Annotated in this window: 11 protein-coding genes; all 11 read left to right on the top strand. The window is 46.0% G+C overall.

Annotated features, from left to right (window positions below; genetic code table 11):
* Positions 1-76 precede the first annotated feature (76 nt).
* Entirely contained in the window at positions 77-364 is a 288-nt protein-coding gene (locus DQX05_RS03535; protein WP_119790932.1) for a stage VI sporulation protein F, read from the top strand.
* A gap of 527 nt (positions 365-891) precedes the next feature.
* Positions 892-1806, top strand: a complete 915-nt coding sequence (locus DQX05_RS03530; RefSeq protein ID WP_119790930.1) for a cysteine peptidase family C39 domain-containing protein — start codon at positions 892-894, stop codon at positions 1804-1806.
* A gap of 242 nt (positions 1807-2048) precedes the next feature.
* Positions 2049-2315, top strand: a complete 267-nt coding sequence (locus DQX05_RS03525) for a hypothetical protein (RefSeq protein ID WP_119790928.1) — start codon at positions 2049-2051, stop codon at positions 2313-2315.
* Entirely contained in the window at positions 2312-3160 is an 849-nt protein-coding gene (locus DQX05_RS03520; protein WP_119790926.1) for a 3-hydroxyacyl-CoA dehydrogenase family protein, read from the top strand. The genes DQX05_RS03525 and DQX05_RS03520 overlap by 4 nt, the downstream gene beginning before the upstream one ends.
* A 54-nt stretch (positions 3161-3214) precedes the next feature.
* Positions 3215-3466, top strand: a complete 252-nt coding sequence (locus DQX05_RS03515) for an acyl carrier protein (protein WP_119790924.1) — start codon at positions 3215-3217, stop codon at positions 3464-3466.
* An 11-nt stretch (positions 3467-3477) separates the two neighbouring features.
* A complete protein-coding gene (locus DQX05_RS03510) occupies positions 3478-4614 on the top strand; it encodes an acyl-CoA dehydrogenase family protein (protein ID WP_259391764.1) in 1137 nt (378 codons plus the stop codon).
* Between the two features lie 50 nt (positions 4615-4664).
* Positions 4665-5918 carry an ACP S-malonyltransferase gene (locus DQX05_RS03505; RefSeq protein WP_119790922.1) on the top strand — a complete coding sequence of 418 codons (1254 nt, stop codon included), beginning with the start codon at positions 4665-4667 and terminating at the stop codon, positions 5916-5918.
* Between the two features lie 88 nt (positions 5919-6006).
* A complete protein-coding gene (locus DQX05_RS03500) occupies positions 6007-14952 on the top strand; it encodes an SDR family NAD(P)-dependent oxidoreductase (RefSeq protein ID WP_119790920.1) in 8946 nt (2981 codons plus the stop codon).
* Between the two features lie 416 nt (positions 14953-15368).
* Positions 15369-16859, top strand: a complete 1491-nt coding sequence (locus DQX05_RS03495) for an ABC transporter ATP-binding protein (RefSeq protein WP_259391779.1) — start codon at positions 15369-15371, stop codon at positions 16857-16859.
* Positions 16860-17003: 144 nt separating this feature from the next.
* The gene (locus tag DQX05_RS03490) at positions 17004-18743 is read left to right on the top strand and encodes an ABC transporter ATP-binding protein (protein WP_182914608.1); all 1740 of its coding nucleotides are present in this window, start codon (positions 17004-17006) and stop codon (positions 18741-18743) included.
* A gap of 18 nt (positions 18744-18761) precedes the next feature.
* Positions 18762-19667, top strand: coding sequence for an ACP S-malonyltransferase (locus DQX05_RS03485; RefSeq protein ID WP_119790914.1), 906 nt, complete (start codon positions 18762-18764; stop codon positions 19665-19667).
* Positions 19668-19707: the final 40 nt, after the last annotated feature.

Below are 19707 nucleotides of genomic sequence, written 5' to 3'. Positions count from 1 at the left end.
TATTGGAACAGAGTGCCATTTGAGCTCGCTCCGGTGAGCTCTGGCCAACTTGTGTTCCGGAGGTGTGCCGACGAAAATGAGCTATACGAAATACGGGATCAGTCCGCAACTCGTTGAACGAATTAAACTGAAGATGAAGCAGTCCGCCATGAAGGAGCGGGTCAAGCGCATTGTGGACGGCGTGACGAAGTCGGATCTTCAGAACCGCCAGACGGTCCGCCGGCTGGTGCGCAAAGTAACGAGTACGCTGAACGAGTCCATCAGCGCCCAGCAGGAGGAAGCGATCGTGCAGTTCGTGCTGGCGCAGAAGATTGACCCGAACAATACGTTACATCTCCTGAAGCTGTGGGGGATGTTCCGTTAAGGCAGGAGACTGTCGCGTCAGAAGCCCGGTTCGACAGGAACCGGGCTTCTGACATGTTCTCAATAATGATATGCGAAAAAATATTATTTCTATAAAACGGTTCTACAAAAAATAATTATTAAATATTACTTTAATAGCTATAGCTTCCCAGGATTAGAAACGCCAAAGTGAATCTTGGGAATGGGCGAAAGAATTCACCTCTATCTCTGCATGACATACGGATTCATGCAAGCTCTCCGAGAACGTATTTTTATGTTTTCCTCCTTCACTTTTAAGCACATCATGGAATGTTTGCCTCATCACTTGCGATTCACTTCTTTCTTTAAACCCGAATCTTATTGTGACCACAACTAGGACAACTGATGACATGTTCATACTGGTCTTCCCCAATTGAAGCCCAGACGATGTCTGATCGGCTGACGGCACGGATACCGGCAGATTTGCAAATGTTCGGAAAGTTTTTGCGCTTTTCTTTTTGAGGTTCGTTTTTGGGATTTATCTTGAATAATCGTGTTAGGGGATAAATCATGGCCAATAAACATTGTTATTATTACGTCATTTCAGAGTTATGCCAATTGCGTAACATCGCTTTGGAACAAATGGATATCTTTCATTTGCTCGGCGGGCATACGATTGCGGTAAAAAAGGAAAGGGACGAACCTTTCCCGCTTCTGAATATAAAGGGCAGTATTATCGATGATGAACTTTTCCGTATATGCACCGGGTTATCCATTGAGAAAAAGCTCTTTATCAATTATGAGGAAGTGCTAAAAGTCGTTATGACAAGGATCGGTGAAAACGATCTTCAAACGGTGTGCACCAATTGTTTTTTCTTGCCTTATGATTCCGTAAATTACAAAAAAAATATTGGCTCCCATTTCATTATGTTAAGAGCTTATGATTCTGCAAATGACCAGTTTACGTTAAGCGATCACAAATATGATCACGCTGTTCTGAGCGGGGAAGATTTGAAGCTCGCCATGGATAATGTTAAGGAGTATAAAAATTGTTTGCTTGATTTACATATAGAAACAGAGTACAGCTGTAAGCAAATGAAAGACTCCGTTAGAGAGGTAATTCAGGCAAATGCGGCCAAAATTTTAGCAAATCTACAGCATCAATTCAGCGTTCTGAAAATGGAGATAGAGAATATAAATTCCTTAGATTCTTTTTACCGCTCTTTTTCATATTATGAGTTGCTGAAGTCAATTAAAAATCCGAATGGACCTATTATCTCGAAGCATTACTTATTAAGAAGTCTGCCTGGCAATAAGCCTGATCTGCAAAATATCATTTCCGAGTGCATTCAATTATGGGAGAGACTTTGCGTTGATATCTATAAAAATTATACCCATGATTCGCTCATTTCGTTGGATGGCCAACTAGATAATCTGTATCAACGGGAAATGGATATGAATAGGCAGATCATCGATGTTGTTTAGAAGATAGCTTTATCACGGCTAATATTCATTGTTCTTTTTTGTGTGTGTACTAATGAGTCGAATGAAAAGGGGGTGAAGCGCAATGAAACAACTTAAAGTGTATAAGCTTGGGGTTATTGATGAAATCAAACAATAATACTTACGAGAGTCACGCCCCTAATTAGGATTTGATAGCTTAGTTTAGCGTGAAAGCCATTAGTACACACTCTAAACAGAATAATTTATAGATAGGTGGTATTTTGTTGTACAAATTCAATCCAAAGATGGCCGTAGAAAATTTCAAAAACGGAAAGTTATTTACGGATGTTGTGACTCGTGAATCCTTTTTCTTGGAGGATGAAATCTATCACATCATTCAGCCTGCAGCGGAAAGGTATGTTACGATTCATGAAATCTATCATGATAGTTACCCCTTTGAAGAATTTGAGGCTTTTCTTGAAGAGCTTGTGCTTCATGGCATTTTAATTAGCGATCCCAAGTATCTTTCATTGATGGAGGATAAAGTGTGAAGAAAATAGGCGTTATTGGCGCTGGCGTTATGGGCAAAGGTGTTGCCCAGGCCTTCTCCCAATCAGGCTATCCCGTCGTTCTCATCGATATTTGTGACAAGACACTGATGCAAGCAAGCGAGGAAATATACAACAACGTCAGGTTGCAGGGATTATTTCAAAGGAGTGAAACCGTAGCAGATCCTGACGCCGTACTGTCGAGAATACAGTTATCTATGGATTATGAGCTGCTTGCCGATGTGGAATATGTTGTCGAGAACGTAACGGAAAAATGGGAGACCAAGCGGGAAGTGTATCAAAAATTAGACAGCGTCTGCCTGAAGGATTGTGTAACCCTTGTGAATACTTCTTGTATCTCGATTACCAAAATCGCAGCATTAACGAAAAGGCCAGCGCTCATAGCGGGAGCTCATTTTATGAATCCGGTGCCTATGAAGCCGGCGGTTGAGCTCATCCGGGGATATCATACAGCGGAATCGACGATAGAGCAGATTAAAGATTTGCTCTTATCCATTGGAAAAGAAACGATCGTAGTGAACGATTACCCAGGCTTTGTGTCCAACCGAATTTCTCATTTATTCATGAATGAAGCAGCCTTTGTCGTTCAAGACCAGGTCGCTTCCCCCCAGGAAGTGGATGAGATTTTCAAGAGATGTTACTCCCATGCAATGGGCCCCTTGGAGACGGCTGATTTGATAGGTTTAGATACCGTGGTGCAATCCTTGGATGTGCTATATGAAAGCTATCAAGATTCTAAATTCCGCTGCTGCCCCCTGCTGCGGAAAATGGTTGAGGCCGGCTTGTGCGGCCGAAAGTCGGGACAAGGATTTTATACATATGAATAAGGCTCGGTGCAGGCGAATGGCCAAATTTGATGATAGATAAGAAAGGGGATTGTCATGGAAGACGCCAAGGTAAAAATCAAGCACTTTGTAAGCAGGTTTTTTAGAAAGCACGAATTACAAGATGATGATGATATTTTTTCATTGGGGTATGTAAACTCTTTGTTTGCGATGCAATTGGTCATCTTTCTCGAAAAAGAATTTCATATCCGGGTTGATAATAAAGATCTGGACATCAACAATTTCAGGTCAATCCATAAAATTGTTGAACTGATTGAGAGAAAAGCCGGACTCGTTAATAATCCGTAAAGTGGGTAATGATGATGAAAATGGAATTGACGAAGGAACAGCTCAACTGGAAAGGGGAGTTCAGGGATTTTGTAGATGAGGTCGTGGTGCTCTATGCCGAAAAAAACGACAGAGAAGAGCGGCTCGATCCCGAATTAATGGAGCGCTTGAAGGAGAAGGGATACCTTGGTTCCATGCTGCCACGGGAGTACGGTGGATTAGGGCTGGACTGGGTGACCATTGGAATTCTGAACGAAGAAATAGGACGCGGGTGCTCTTCCTTAAGAAGCCTGCTGACCGTACATGGAATGGTGGCCATGGCTCTCCTTCGCTGGGGAAGTGATGAACAGAAGCATCAATGGCTGCCGAAAATGGCCGCCGGTGACATTATCGGCGCCTTTGCGCTCACCGAACCGGAGGTGGGCAGTGATGCCAAGAATGTGCAGTCGGCGGCGGTTGCATCCGGCCCTAATTATGTAATCAATGGACATAAAAAATGGATCACGATGGGGCAGATCGCGGATATTTATTTGGTGTTCGCGCAGTGCGAAGGAAAGCCAACGGCTTTTCTGGTCGAACGCAACACTCCGGGTTTTACCGCAACGGCTATATCCGGCTTGCTGGGCGCCAGAGCTTCGATGCTGGCGGAGCTGCATCTGGCCGATTGTGTCATCCCGCAGGATAACATGGTAGGCAGCGTCGGGACGGGTTTATCCCATGTGGCCTTGCATTGTCTCGACTACGGGAGGTATACGGTAGCCTGCGGATGTGTAGGCTTGGGGCAGGCTTGCTTGGAGCAGTCGGTAGACTATTCAAGAAAAAGAAGGCAATTCGGCAGGGCATTAAGGGAGAACCAGCTGATCCAGAAAATGATCACGGAAATGACGGTCAATGTGAAGGCAGCCAGGCTGTTATGTTATCAGTCGGGGTATTTGAAGGATGTCATGGATCCCGATTCGATCATGGAGACATGGACGGCCAAATATTTTGCCTCCAAAATGGTTAACCAGGCCGCAAGCGATGCCGTGCAAATTCATGGAGCGAATGGATGCAGCCGTGATTATCCAGTGGAAAGGTATATGCGGGATGCCCGAATCAATGAAATTATTGAAGGAACCTCGCAAATGCATGAAATGCTGATCGCCCTTCATACGATTAGAAATATATAGCCGTTATTATTTGAGCACATTCCTTATATTACAAGGAGGCATGAGCGATCATGGAGAAGTTCGCTTTTCTTTTTCCGGGGCAAGGCACTCAGTTCTTGCAGATGGGAAAAGCATTTTATGAAAATTATCCGATAGCAAAGCAGACCTTCGAGGAAGCAAGCGAGGTCTCAGGCCAGGATATGGCCAACCTCTGTTTCCATGGGAGTGTAAGCAGCATGAATGAATTTGCAAATATGCAGCTTGCCATCCTGACGGCAGAGATTGCGATATTCAGGGCGTATATGAACGATTATGGCGTGTACCCTCAATTTGCCGTTGGTCATAGTATTGGAGAATATGCCGCATTGGTGAGTGCAGGAGCGATGACCTTCGCGGACGCGATTACCATCATGATGAAGCGGGGAGAGCTGGTAAGCAGGATTATCGATAAGAATACCGGTCATATGGCAATCATTGAACAAGCCAGCTCGCAAATGATAGAAGAGTGCATCAAGGCAGCCAACGCACAGGAGAGCGTTTATATTTCATGCTTCAATTCCGGGAGTCAATACGCAATCAGCGGATGGAACGACAAGCTGGAAGCGGTTGAGCAAATGCTGCTGGAGAAGGGGGCCATTGTATCTCCGCTACTTCATAGTCCGCCCATTCACTCCCCTCTCATGAATGAGATTTGCATGGAATATTTGGATTTTATGAATGGCTTTGAATTTTATCCTTTCCGTTTTCCTGTCATTTCGAATTATACCGGAGCTCCTTTATCCAATCCGGCTCAAATAGCCCAAACGTTAACCTACCATTTAATTAGTCCCGTCTTATTTACATCGGCCACGAACCTGTTTCATAAATATGGCGTCACGGCGACGATTGAAATGAGTCCCAAGTTATTATTGTCTGAATTGATTAATGAAGATCGGCCCGCAATCACAACGTATTGCTATGGCTTGGTTCAGGATAAGCAAAAGTTGGATGCTTTATTTCATTCCGACCCGAATTTTGCCAAGGATATGCCCAATTTTGCCGGGAGATGCCTGAGCATACTCGTGTCCACCGAGAACAAAAATCAGAACCAAAATGAATATAAAGAAGTTGTTCAAATCTATGAAAAAATAAAAGAAAAATACAATGAACAACAACGAATTCATGTGGGAGCGACAACCGATCCGCAGGCGGAAATGCTCGATATGCTGATCGCTGCACTTCGAATGAAGAGGCTAGAACCGAGGCAATTGAAAAATTGCGTAAAAACATTGTTGGATGAAACCAATTCTTTCTACCGGTTCGCCAATGTATATAACGCCTTATAGACAACGAGTTCATTCATGCGGCAATAAGAAGGACAGGTAAGCATGCGAGTTAGGTTCACGATAACTTTGAGGAAAGTGGGATAACGCGATGAATCATCTCGATCGTTCACCTTATAAAGACGATGATATAGCCGTTATCGGCATAGGGCTGCACATCGCCGGCACGAACAACCTGGAGGAGTTCTGGGGGATATTCGAAAATAATATCGACTGTATCCGAGATCTGCCGCAAGGCCGCCAAGACGACCTGGAAGACCTGGCTCAGCTCTATTCACTTATGATGCCGAACCCGGACGGACGCATTTCCTATAATAAGGCGGGATATTTGGATCAGATCGACGAATTCGATTACGAGTTTTTCAAAATCTCGCCGATTGAGGCACAGGTGATGGATCCGATTCAGCGGATCCTGCTGCAAACGATTTTTCATGCATTTGATGATGCGGGATACACTCCGGACATGCTGAATGGGTCAAAGACCGGTATTTTCATTGGTTATACCCCAGGCTCGACGAAAGATAATTATTCTACGAATATATTTCATAACAGTCCGGAGTTAATTAAATATTCCAATGTCGGCAATATGCCTTGTATGGTGCCTTCGCGCGCTTCGTACCTATTGAACTTGAAAGGGCCGACGATGATTATCGATTCGGCATGCTCCTCCTCGCTGGTGGCTATTCATGATGCCTGCATGAGCATCAAAAACGGAACTTGTACGATGGCGATTGCCGGCGGCATTCGGCTCCACTCTTTTCCCATCGCGTATGATGATATGAATGTAGGCTTCGAAACGGATGATAATAAAACGAGGACCTTCGATAACTCCGCCAGCGGAGCGGCCATAGGAGAAGGATCGGCCGTTGTCTTGTTAAAACCGCTGAAGGCGGCAGAACAAGACAAGGATCATATTTATGCGGTCATCAAGGGGACGGCTATTAATAATGATGGCGCCTCCGCAAGTATTACGGCACCCAATCCTGCCGCGCAAGCTAGTGTCATACTGGACGCACTCGAATCATCCGGCGTGTCCGTGGAAGAGATCGATTATATTGAAACCCATGGGACAGCGACCGCGCTCGGCGATCCGATTGAATTTAGAGGTCTAACCAGCGCATTTGAACAATTTACTGATAAAAAGCAATTCTGCGGATTGAGTTCATCCAAAAGCAATATTGGACATCTATATGAAGCGGCTGGCGTGGCTTCCTTTATCAAAGCGCTTGCGGCGCTCAAGCATAAAAAAATACCGGGAGCAAGCCATTTCAATATACCGAATTTAAAAATCGATTTTTGCGATTCTCCTTTCTATATCAGCAACACGACCCGGGAATGGACAAAGGATGGATTACGAATTTGCGGCATCAGCGCGTTCGGTATCAGCGGAACGAACTGTCATGTCATTGTGCAGGAATATGACAATCAATATGAACCTATGCAAGCGCCGGACATCAACCTGCTTGGCCTATCGGCCAAGTCATTAGCAAGCCTGGTTTCACTAGTGCAACACTATAAAGACTACCTTGAAAAAAATGAAGTGGATGTGAACCTCTTTGCCGCCAATGCCAATCTGTACCGGGCTCATTATCCTCAAAGAGCAGCCGTCGTTTTTTCGAATCGCGATCATTTACTTGCGATGTTCAGCCGCTTAGCCACGACCGACCCGAGCGAATGGACGAATATCGATGGCGTATACTACAAAGACCAACCCAATGAGTCCAAAGAGATGGATTATTCTCAAATTCGATCGGCGTTAGAACGCTGCAATACCAGCTTCATGAATGAGGGAAGCGGCAGCCGTCAGGATGAATTGCAGGCCGATTTGGATTATTTGGCCACAATGTACAGTTATGGCGCCAAAATGGATTGGAGCGCGCTCTACCAAGGGATGGAACCGAAGCATCTTCCAATACCGTGTTACCCCTTCAAACGAACTCGTTGTTGGCTGCCCAAAAAAGAGAAAAAAAGAAGCTGGACCGAGCTGGCAAGCAAATTGGATCATCCGAAAAAAGAGGAGGAACTCGTTCCCGTTTCCTCTGATTTGTTCTATAAAAGGGTTTTCGTCGAAGCCGATTCGCTCGTCAAAAACCATGACCTGGGAAGATGCTTAGTCATCCATCGGCAAGAGGATCAGATTGATGAATTCTGCGAGAGCGTAAACCAACGATTTTTTGCTGTTGAAACGATGGGCATCGATATTGACGAAGCGAAAAGAACGGGCATTGAAAAATATTTCAGCCAGTTATTCGGCGAGATACCGTATAAGGACATTTCTCATATTGTGATCGCCGATTTGCATGGCCAACAAGAGAGCTGGTCCGCTGAGCAATTGCTCGATAGACAAAAAGTACAGCTGTTGAGCGTGGTAAGCATCTATCGTGAATTTGCGAATTACGAAAATCGCTTGAAAATCACGCCTCTTCTGAACCATTGCTTTCAAGTGACCGGGGACGAAGCGGATGTAAATCCGAACCACTCCTGTCTGTTCGGGCTGTGCAAGTCTTTGAACCGCATGTTCAAAAATATAACGTCCTGCTGCATCGACATGGATAATCAAACCGATTGGACCCGGATCGCCGATGAGATATGTGGCGTATCCAATATGGATATTGTCGCTTACCGTGACAATACACGCTATTATGAAGGCTTGCATGAAGCAGCAATGGAAACTGACAACCAACAACTCGTCATACAAGATGACGGGGTGTATTTCATTAGCGGCGGCTTAGGCGGGATAGGCTTTGCCACGGCGATGGAAATGGCGCATCGCGCAAAAGATGTGTCCCTGATTCTTGTCGGACGTACCCGGCTCCCTGACCCATCCGAATGGGATGCGATACGGCGAACCAGCCCGGAAAGCGACATGGCCGAGAAGATCGAGCGGCTTCGCTTGCTTCAGGCCAAAACGAAACATATTGAGTATCATGCGGTCGATATTGCCGATGCGGACGCGCTGCAATTCGTCCTTCAATACGTGAAGACGAAGTATGGGAGGATTAACGGGGTCATTCACGGCGCTGGAATCAGCGGGGGCATTACATTCGAACAGCTCAATGAGGAGCATCTCACGAACATACTGAAGCCCAAAGTGATTGGAACGTATATGCTTGATCATTTCACTAGGGATCATAACCTCGATTTCTTTCTGATGTTCTCAAGTATTTCCACTATTTTTAGCAGTGCCGATCTGCCCGGTTATATTGCAGGCAATATTTATTTGGACAGCTATAGCGATTACCGCAGCAGAGCATGCGGAAGCAAAAGTATTACGGTCAATTGGGCCACATGGTCTGAAATTGGCATGGCGGTCAAATCGAAGTTTACCATTGACACCTTATTTCAGACGATCAAGACGAAGGAGGCGATCCAGGCTTTATTTTCCGTGCTGCAGCAGGGCAGCGGCTCTGTCGTCGTGGCGAGATTAAATCTTAAAGATAAAATTTCGATGCTGTTAAAGACATACCCAATGCAGCTATCCCCTAGAATTGCCGAAGCGCTGCGCGAGAATGCGAATGAGAGCCAAAATCGTAAAAGCTCAACCGATGCCGGTCAACGTGAACAGTACGGGAATGTCGAGGACACGCTCATTAAAGTATGCTGCAAAAATCTCGGCTATGAGGAGATGAATGTCCATCATAATTTCTTTGAGCTGGGTGCCAATTCGATTTTATTGTCCATTATTTATAAGGATTTGAATGAGGTGTTCCCTGGTGTATTGCAGGTAACCGATCTGTTCTCCTACCCGACGATCAACTTGTTGGCAGAGCATATAAGCAATCACATGGCTTCACCAGTCCATCCATCCTGTCCCGAGCCGGAAGCCGAAGCTGCTGCACGAATAAGCCGGGACACGATATCTGTTGCACCGATATCGGTTGAAGCTGCATGTCATGACACGATTCCATCCGATTCTGCTGCACCGAACCCTGACGTTAAGCCGGTGGAGGCCAGTTCCATGGAGCAGGATGACGACAGTGTCGCCATTATCGGTGTCGGACTGGATCTTCCGGCTGGGAACGATTTGCGCAGTTATTGGGAGGTTCTCATTCATGGCATCAACGTCGTAAGGGATATCCCGCCGGAGAGATCGGTTGATATTACGAAGCACCTGCGGGCGCGCAACTTCAGTGAAGAGCAAATCAAGTTTAGAAAATGCGGATATCTTTATGAAGTGAATAAATTCGATCATGCTTTTTTCGGAATCTCTCCGCGCGATGCGGCCTTGCTTGATCCGGTCATGCGTCTCTTTTTACAATGCTGCTCCAATGCGATCGACGATGCCGGCTATGGCGCAGATAGCGTGAAGGGAACGAATACGGGCGTATTTCTTGGGTATACGGCCAATATAGGCAATGCGTATAACCGGCTTTTATATGAAATGGATCCGAAGCTGTTCAATGATGCTTTGCCGATCGGGCAAGTGAGCATGACCGCCAGCAGAGCCGCGTATGTGTTCGATCTCAAGGGACCTAGCATGGTCATCGACACGGCTTGCTCGTCCTCCCTGGTTGCCCTGCATATGGCGTGCGAGCAGATTCGATTCGGCAAATGTCAAATGGCGTTAGCTGGCGGAGCATCCATTATGGCGATTCCTCTGGCTGACGGAACCGGAATCGGCTTTGAATCCCCGGAAGAAAAAACACGGGCCTTTAGTGATCATGCGAGCGGTTCGGCCATTGCCGAGGGAGTCGGAGTCGTTCTGCTCAAATCGTTGAAGCAGGCGCAAAAGGATGGGGACTCCATCTATGCCGTCATAAAAGGAAGTGCGATTAATCAGGATGGAAGTTCGTTTGGCATTGCCGCTCCGAACTTCTTGGCGCAATCGGAAGCGATCCAAAAGGCTTGGCAAAATGCGGGTGTGACGGCTCACGATATCAGTTATATCGAAGCGCATGGCACGGGCACGCAACTAGGCGATCCGATCGAGATCAGGGGAATCCATAACGCATTCGAAGCATATACCGACCACAAACAAATATGCGGCATCGGATCGGTGAAAACCAATATCGGCCATGCGAATGAAGCGGCCGGGATGTGCGGCTTATTCAAATGCATCCTCGCGCTGCAGCATAAGCTTATCCCGCCTACCCTGCATTTTCAGGCGCCGAACCAAAATATCGACTTTATTCATTCCCCTTTATATGTTGTCGACAAAGCTACTCCGCTGAAGGCAAAAGGGGAAAAGGCAATCATCGGGATAAGCGGATTTGGAATGAGCGGAACGAATGCGCACATTATTTTGGAAGAGGCGCCCAAGGCGGCGAGACGCGCCAAAACCAGCCGCAAGCACCCGTACATCTTTACGGTATCGGCCCGAACGGAGCAAGCCGTATTTCAATTAATCCGTCGCTATCGCGCTTATTTGCGGGAGAACACGAACGTCGATCTGATGGATCTCACCTGCACGCTACATAGGGGAAGGAAGCATTATTCTCATCGTGTGGCATTTATCTATCATCATCAGCATGAGCTGCTGGTGAAGCTGACGGAATTGGCCAAGTTTGAATCCTTTGCTCAGATCGCGAATGATTGGTGCCGGTGCGGTTATTACTCGATTGTTCCGGAAAGCAAGAAAGAGAAATACCCGCATGAGATCACTTCGAAGGAGCAGCAACAGATAAGCGATGAGGCGAATGCGTATTGCGCCAAAGCGGATAAGCAGAATGCCGCAGCATTGCATATTATTATCAACTGCTATATTAAAGGCGCAGCCGTCAGATGGAGCGCTTTGTATAACGAACCGTATCAGAAGCTCCATTTGCCGACTTACCCGTATGCAAGACATCATGCTTGGTATCCGATACCGGTCACAGAAACGCCGGTGCAACGCGAGAAAACGGTATATGACCATTTCTTCCACCATAAGCGCTGGGTGGTTCAGGATGAACTTACGGTTACCTTGCCGCTGCAAGAGGAGACCTGCGTACTGGTTCATAGCGATAGCCATGGCACCCCCCTTCTTGCCCGCGCACTGAGAGAAGAAGGCGTAAGAGTGATTGAGGTGTTTGCGTCAGATATCGGTTTTACACAAATCGATCACGATCGTTACCGCATCGGGAACCATGCTGACGATTTTAAGGAATTGTTCTTGCAGCTGTCGGATATCCCGATCGGCAAGATCGTACATGTCGGCGCTTATCGGGATGCGGAAGCGAGCAACATTCATGACATGTATGAGGAATTCGAAAATGGCTTCTTCAATGTGGTTCATTTGGTCAAAGGATTGGTGAAAGCGCGTCTGGATCAACCTGTCCAACTCGTGCTTGTTGCCTGTAATGCATATCGAATCTCAGGAGAAGAGCAGCGGCTGCTGCCTCATCATGCCACGGTGTTAAGTCTCGGCAAAGTCATTGAGCAAGAAATTCCGAATATAAGCTGCCGCGCTATTGATACGGACATGGATACCGATGTGAAGCAGATCATTGGCCAACTGTTCGCGGATCATCCGATGTATGTGATTGGCTTGCGCCAAGGCATAAGCTATGTTGAGGAGTTCGGTGAAGCCGAGATGCAACCGGAGACGGCAAACCGGATTGTACAGGGAGGGACCTATATTATTACGGGCGGCACCTCCGGCATCGGCATTCAAAATGCCAAACTGTTCAGCGAGCAGGCGAAGTGCAATCTTATTCTGTTAAGCAGAAAAGGATTTCCGGATGAATCGGTGTGGGAAGCCTATGAGTCGCAGGAAGGGTATCAGGAACAGATTAAGGAGTTCAAGCAAATAAAGAAGAACGGCTCTACGCTGGAATTTATCGCGTGCGATGTGAGCAATGCGGATGATGTGCAGGCCATGCTTGAGTCCGTACGTACGAAGTATAAAAAAATAAACGGGATCGTGCATTGTGCGGGCGTCATTCAACCGAGCTTCATGCTGAGGAAGGAAAAGGAGAGCTACCTGAGTGTCTTCGCGCCAAAAATAAGGGGAACCTGGAACTTGGCGGAATTTACGCGCAACGATCAGTTGGATTTCATGCTCCTGCATTCATCCAATGTGACCGATGCGGGTGAACCAGGGCAAAGCTGTTATATGGCGGCCAACGCATTTTTGGATGCGTTCACCGATTACTTGAATGCCCAAGGAAGACATACGTATACTGTGAACTGGGTTGCCTGGAAAGAAACGGGCATGGCGCATAAACAGGGCACCAATATAGATACAGTGACCAAAGCCATCACCAATCGCGAGGCCACAAATGCGCTGAACGAGTTGCTCCGAAGCAAGCCGCAGCGTGTCGTCATCGGCCAGTTCAATGAAGACGTTGACTTGATCCCGCTGTTGAAAAATAGCCGCAATGCAGTGGCTCCCAGCTTCACGGCGAAAATTTATAAAGAGGCTTATAAAAAGCCGATCAGTGAAGCCGCAGCTCCAATCCTTGTTGAGCTAGCACCTTCTCGACCCGTTCAAGAGGCGAAGCAGGCAAGTCCTTCCGGCAAGGACATTAAACTGACAGGGAAGCTGGAAGGACTTTATACACCGGTCGAAAAGCAAATCGGAAAAATATATTGCGATATTTTGGGATATGAAGAAGTGGATATTTACGAAGGCTTTTTTGAAATGGGCGGCGACTCCATTCTGCTGACCGAGATGCACGATACGATTGAAAAGCTCTATCCCAATATCGTCAAAATCGCGGATTTGTTTGAATTTGATTCCATACACAGTCTGTCCGAGTATATTGCTTCGCGAATGGAAAGGATGGAAAGCGCGGAGAAGAGCAAGGGAAAAGAGGCTTCATTCCGCGATCAGGAACAACAGACGGACATCGTTTATTATGATATGAGCTGTCCGCAGGAAAGAATCTATTTCGATTACCGGCTCAGCAGTCATAAGCATGTCTATAATATCGGCTTTGTCTCTGACAAATCAGGCGATGAATATGAAGATCTGGTCGTGAATGTGAACAAGTTCGTGGAGCAGTTCGATATGTTAAGAACGACGTTTACCACGGTGAACAATAAACTGGTGCAGTGCGTCAACCCAATGAAGCCGGTCGAGATTCAACGTGTCCAGGTTGCTTCCGTGGATGATATCGACTTTACCAAGTATGTAACAACATTCAAGCTTAGCGAATACCCGCTGTTTCATTTGACTCTATTTGAAGCCCCGGAACAAAAGCTATTATTATTTGACATCCACCATATTTTACTCGACGGCTACTCGACAACGCTCCTGCAGGAACAGATGGAGGCCTTCGGGAAGCAGCACACCAACGGTAAACCTCTGTGCCCGTACTCCAAGTATGTCGAATTTGAAAAGACATTTTACGCTGCAAAAGAATACGCCGAAATGGGGGATTACTGGAAGCATCAACTTCATGGGTTTGATTTCACCAATCCTCTCGAACGCAAAGCGGCAAATGATGCTTCATATGGCGATGCTTCCGTCCACATCAGTTCTGACTTGGCCGATGCGTTGCTGGCGATTGCCAAGTCAAGAAATACGACGATGTTTACGATCTTGTTAAGCGCCTATGCGCTTGCGCTCCGCATGTTTACGAACCGAAGCGACATTTCGATTGTAACGCCTATGCTGAACCGATATGAGCCGGAATTTAAAAATTGCATCGGCGTGTTTACGAATCTAATACCGATTCGAGTCGAGATGACGCCGCAGCTTACCCTCGACGAACATATTACAAATGTAACAACTCAAACAATTGGAGGAATTAAAAATCAATTTTATCAGTATAACCATATCATAAGGGATTTCAAAGAGGCTGGCGCTCAATTCCATTTCTATATGGACTTTGAAGATAATTCATTGAAGAAGTTCAGAGAGACGGAAGATATACCTTACGCTGTGAATATTCCGAAGTTCATCTTGGATCTGGAGGTTAAAAAACTGAATCAGATTTACCATATTTCCGCCTCGTATAAAAAGAGCTATATAAGCGATGAGGAAGTGAGAGAAATTCTTCATTGGTTCATGAAGAATTTACAAGAGATTTTTACGAATGACAAGTTACATCATACGTTAGACAAATTCATCGAGCAATTCAAAGCTGGCGAGGTGCAGTCGGGAAGTGTCTAGGCCGCTCGCACGCACGGAGATCATGCAGGGATCTAAGTCCCTGCGTGATCTTTGGGGCGGCCGCACTGAAGATGGGCTCTCGTTCTGTTGCTGCATATGCGACGTAGGAGGCTACAGAAGTGCAACTCAATATATTAAAAAATCTGATGGATTTGTTTGCAATCATTTTTCTGCACCATAAATTTTACATCCTGATCTCCTTATTTTACATCATCAGTCACGCGATAGCCCCGTTTATCACCATTGTTTACTTTAAATATTTGTTCGATGCAATTCAATTCCATTATGGATTGCCGTATATCGTGAACATTACGTTATTGATGCTGGCTTGCCAGCTCATCATCACGAATGCGCAAATCTATACCAAAAGCGCAACGACACTGCATTCCAAATGGCTGCTCGTTCCCTTGACGGCCATGTTCTGCAAAAAATCAATCGAAATGGATTATAAAAATACGGAGGATCAATCCATTATCCGGGAAATGAATCGAGCTTCCTTTGTGTTGGCAAACGGCGATAATTTAGAAAAGTACTTAGCCGCGGTCAACGGCATTTTTGTTGCGCTCCTGCAATTGACCTTCATTGCGTATCTAGCAACCATGTCGAATCCGCTCCTCATTGTCATTGTACTGGCGGTCTCGATTCTGAATACGGCCATCAGCATCCGAGTCCAGAACAAAAACTACCAAATTCATAGAGAGTCATTGCCTGTTGACCGAAAGTGGCGCTATATTATCCAGCTTGCTACGGAGTTGAAATTCGCGAAAGAGGTTCGATTATTCAGCCTTGAAAACTTCGTCATCCGCAAAGGGGATGAAAACAGAAAAGAATTTTTTTCGTTATTCGACAAAATCAATAAAAATGAACGAAAAGGACTGCTACTGAATATAGGCATTAATGTGGCCCAAGAAATCGCCATCTTGGTGACGCTCGTGTATTCCGTCATTTTCAGGGGACTCACCATAGGCAATTTTGTTGTGTTGATGAATGCGGTAAGACAATTCAGCGACAGCTTTCGCGCCCTATTTGACCATATGATCAATCTGTACACGATCAATCATTACATCAATGATTTCTTTGTTTTTCTCCGACGCCAAAGCGACCTGCGGGATCATTCACAACAAATTGTGATCGAAGCGGGAGAAGCGCCGGGGAAATTTGAATTCGTCAACGTTTCTTTTCACTACCCCAACGATCCGAGAACGATTTTGAAAAATATCAATTTGACGATAGAACCAGGCGAATGCCTTGTTATCGTAGGCGAAAATGGAGCAGGCAAGACAACGCTTATCAAGCTGTTGATGCGGCTGTATGATGTAACGTCCGGAGCCATTCTGTATAACGGCGTGAATATCAAAGATTATGATTATGACAGCTACATGAATGTCTTAGCCACTATATTTCAAGACTATAAAATATTTGCCGTCAGCGTCTACGAAAATATTACGTTTAAAGAGGCAGAAGAGCATGATGCTGCGGTTCATTCCTTATTGGAACAAAATAATCTATCAGCCAAAATTCAATCGCTTCCTCATCAGGAAAGAACGGTGTTATCAAGAAGGTTCGACCGGGACGGGGTGGAGCTATCGGGAGGACAAGCGCAGCGAATCGCGTTTTGCCGGGCCATGTATAAGCAGAGTCCTGTCATCATTTTGGATGAACCAAGCGCCAGCTTGTCTCCGATCGCGGAAAATGAGATGTATATTCACTTTTCACAAATGATTAAAAACAAGACCACCATTTTTATATCCCATCGTTTGAGCAGTTCATCGATTAGCGACAAGATTTGCGTGTTGGATGACGGAGAAATCGCAGAATACGGAACTCACAACGAACTGATTCACCGCAACGGTCTCTATAAAGAGATGTATGAAATACAGTCGCAGTATTATAAGGAATCAGTGTAGAGAATGGAAGGTTGCCTATAGACGGAGGGGAGCGGATTGGGGACATTGCTGGATAGAGCCAAAGAGCTCATCATGTATTTCCATAACATTTTTCGTCTCTACAGCAAGATATGGAGATTCGATAAAATTTACATTGTGAATACGGTGTTCATCGTCGCCGTCAAAGCGATACACCCCTTTAACAGCATCATTTTCTTAAAACTCATTGTGGATGAGTTGACGGCGAGCGCAAGATGGACGCATGCGCTTCTCTATATCCTGCTGATGTGTCTTATCGAATTGACGCTGCGCGCCATAGATGGCGTGTTTTGGACATACGAGCAGAAGAAAATACTCCATTTTAAAACGATGTTCCTGCAAGAAGTTAATCGAAAAACGATGTCTTTATCCTATGACCAAATCGAAGATCCCCAACTCATGGACGACAGACAAAAAGCGATGGAAATTTTTTATCCGGGGCAAGCCCATTTCATGGATTTAAAAAATACGATTATCGATTCCAAACAGCTCATCTCCAACACCTTTCAGTTTCTTGGCGTCATCGGTATCCTGGTCACGCTGGAACCCTCTATTTTCGTCATCCTGCTGCTGACCTATGTGGTAAGCGTCATCTTAAATACGATTGCGGCAGAAAAGGAATTCAATGTATGGAGCCATTCTCTCCTCAATATCGGACGCCGCATCGGCTACTTTCAAGAGCTATCCACTGATTTTGCGTACGCCAAGGAAATGAGAATCAACCAACTGGGGCAATGGATCGTCGAGAAGATGAATTACTATTTCCATCATATGAAAAAGGATGTAACAAAAGCAGTCAATTCATTTACAATCATGGGCATCGTTTCTAATACATTGCAGGTTATCGTGAATGGATCGGTCTATTTGTTTATCGGCTGGCTCGCCTTTACAGAAGTTATCTCGTTAGCGGAGGTTGTCGTTTACATCAGCAGTTTAGGCGTCTTTGCATCCGCTCTGTCCGGCATCTCATCCTGCATCATTTCCCTGCAAAAAGCCGGCATGCATCTGTCAACCTATTTTCATTATGTGCACACCGTGTCTTCTCATGAACCGGATCCGGCGGGCAGGGAGGCTGCAGCGATCGAATTCGATGCGGAACAGCTCGAAATCGAATTGATTAATGTATGGTTTAAATACCCGCAGCAAGAGCACTATACGATTAAAAATTTGAATCTTACGATATTGCCGCATGAAAAATTAGCCATTGTTGGTGAAAATGGCGCGGGCAAAACAACGCTGATCAAGCTGCTGTTGCGGTTGTATCAACCGTCAAAAGGACAAATCTTGATTAACGGCATCGACATCAACCGAATTCGCTTTAATTCTTATATGAATTTAGTCACGGCCGTGTTTCAAGACTTTAATATTTTACAATTTTCATTGCGCGAAAATATCGTGTTTGATCGCGAGGCGAAGGAAGGCGACATTTCAGAGATAGTCAGCGATCTGAGTCTTGGCCAAACCATCGATCAGCTGCCACAGGGCATACATACCGAGCTCGGCCGTCTTTTCAGCCAGGAAGGAATCGAGTTATCAGGCGGGCAGCAGCAAAAGCTCGCCATCGCCCGGGCATTGTATAAAAATTCTCCGTTTATTATTTTAGATGAACCAACGGCAATGCTCTCGCCAAAGGCCGAATATGACATCTATTCTAATTTTGCCGGCTTAACCAAAGACAAAATAACGGTTTATATTTCACATCGCATGTCCAGCTGCCGGTTCTGCCATCGTATTGCGGTCATGAGAGCGGGAGAACTGGTTGAATTGGGGAACCATGAACAATTAATGCGGGAGCAGGGCGAATATTATACCTTGTATACGACGCAAGCCGAATTTTACCGGAGCTTGGAAAGCCAACCTTCATGAAGAAGAGGTGGAAGCGCAATGACCAATAGAATGAAGACCGCATGTCTCTTTGGCGGACAGGGGTCCCAATATATCGGGATGGGACAGGAGTTTTATGAGGCAGATGAAGATTGCCGCCGCTTATTTAACATCGCCAGCGAAGTGATGGGCTACGATATGGCGGAATTATGTTTTTACGGAGAAGAAGAGACCTTTCAGCATGAAATCTATTCTCTGCCCAGCACGCTGACGATTGATTTATGCGCATTCACGCTGGCGGTGAAGAGAGGATTTTCTTTTCAGGCCGTGGCCGGCTTCTCGCTCGGCGAATATGCCGCCTTAGCGGCGGCGCAAGTCGTCTCTGTACGCGATTCGTTCGAGTTGGTCAAGCAATTGGTTGCAGCCTCTCATTCCGTGCTGCGGGAGGGCTTTTATAGTATGGCAGCCGTGAATCTGCCGGCCGAGATGTGCGATATGATGTGCTCCCATATTCACAGCGGCTATGTAAAAGTGGCGAATTACAGTTCCAAAAAGCAAGTGACTATAGCGGGCAACAGGAAAGGGCTTGAGGCTTTCAGCCAGATTGCGAACGAATTCGGAGGCAAAGTGATGCCTATCCGCGTCAATCGGCCCTTTCATTGCAAGCTGATGGAGCCTGCCGCAGCCATTTATAAAGAAGAAATACAAAGCGTCCCATTTGCTGATCCAAGCATCCCCGTCTATATGAATGTGACCGGCGAAATGGAGACCAATGCGGACCAAATTAAAGTAAACATCGTACAACAGCTGTATTCCCCCGTCTTATGGGTGCACACCTTGGAGAATATGCATCTCGCCGGCGTGGGGCGATATGTGGAATGCGGGCTGCGAAGCGTGCTGTGCAGAATGGTTAGAGATACGCTGGGAATTACGAGAGAGCAGACGGTGTTTTTACGCACGGGCTAATCCCGGTTGGGCTGTGGCTGGGCATTATGGAAGTGAGGTG

Origin of the sequence: Paenibacillus thiaminolyticus, from assembly GCF_003591545.1 — a bacterium.
GTDB lineage: Bacteria > Bacillota > Bacilli > Paenibacillales > Paenibacillaceae > Paenibacillus_B > Paenibacillus_B thiaminolyticus_A.
The sequence above is the reverse complement of the archived record's forward strand: the minus strand, read 5'-3'. Positions and strand labels throughout refer to the sequence as shown.

What these genes read in the sequence shown, in the direction of transcription:
- DQX05_RS03535 (WP_119790932.1), top strand. Translation starts at nt 77, where the DNA reads ATGAGCTATACGAAATACGGGATCAGTCCGCAACTCGTTGAACGAATT.
- DQX05_RS03515 (WP_119790924.1), top strand. Translation starts at nt 3,215, where the DNA reads ATGGAAGACGCCAAGGTAAAAATCAAGCACTTTGTAAGCAGGTTTTTT.
- DQX05_RS03510 (WP_259391764.1), top strand. Translation starts at nt 3,478, where the DNA reads ATGATGAAAATGGAATTGACGAAGGAACAGCTCAACTGGAAAGGGGAG.
- DQX05_RS03500 (WP_119790920.1), top strand. Translation starts at nt 6,007, where the DNA reads ATGAATCATCTCGATCGTTCACCTTATAAAGACGATGATATAGCCGTT.
- DQX05_RS03505 (WP_119790922.1), top strand. Translation starts at nt 4,665, where the DNA reads ATGGAGAAGTTCGCTTTTCTTTTTCCGGGGCAAGGCACTCAGTTCTTG.
- DQX05_RS03530 (WP_119790930.1), top strand. Translation starts at nt 892, where the DNA reads ATGGCCAATAAACATTGTTATTATTACGTCATTTCAGAGTTATGCCAA.
- DQX05_RS03485 (WP_119790914.1), top strand. Translation starts at nt 18,762, where the DNA reads ATGACCAATAGAATGAAGACCGCATGTCTCTTTGGCGGACAGGGGTCC.
- DQX05_RS03495 (WP_259391779.1), top strand. Translation starts at nt 15,369, where the DNA reads ATGTTCTGCAAAAAATCAATCGAAATGGATTATAAAAATACGGAGGAT.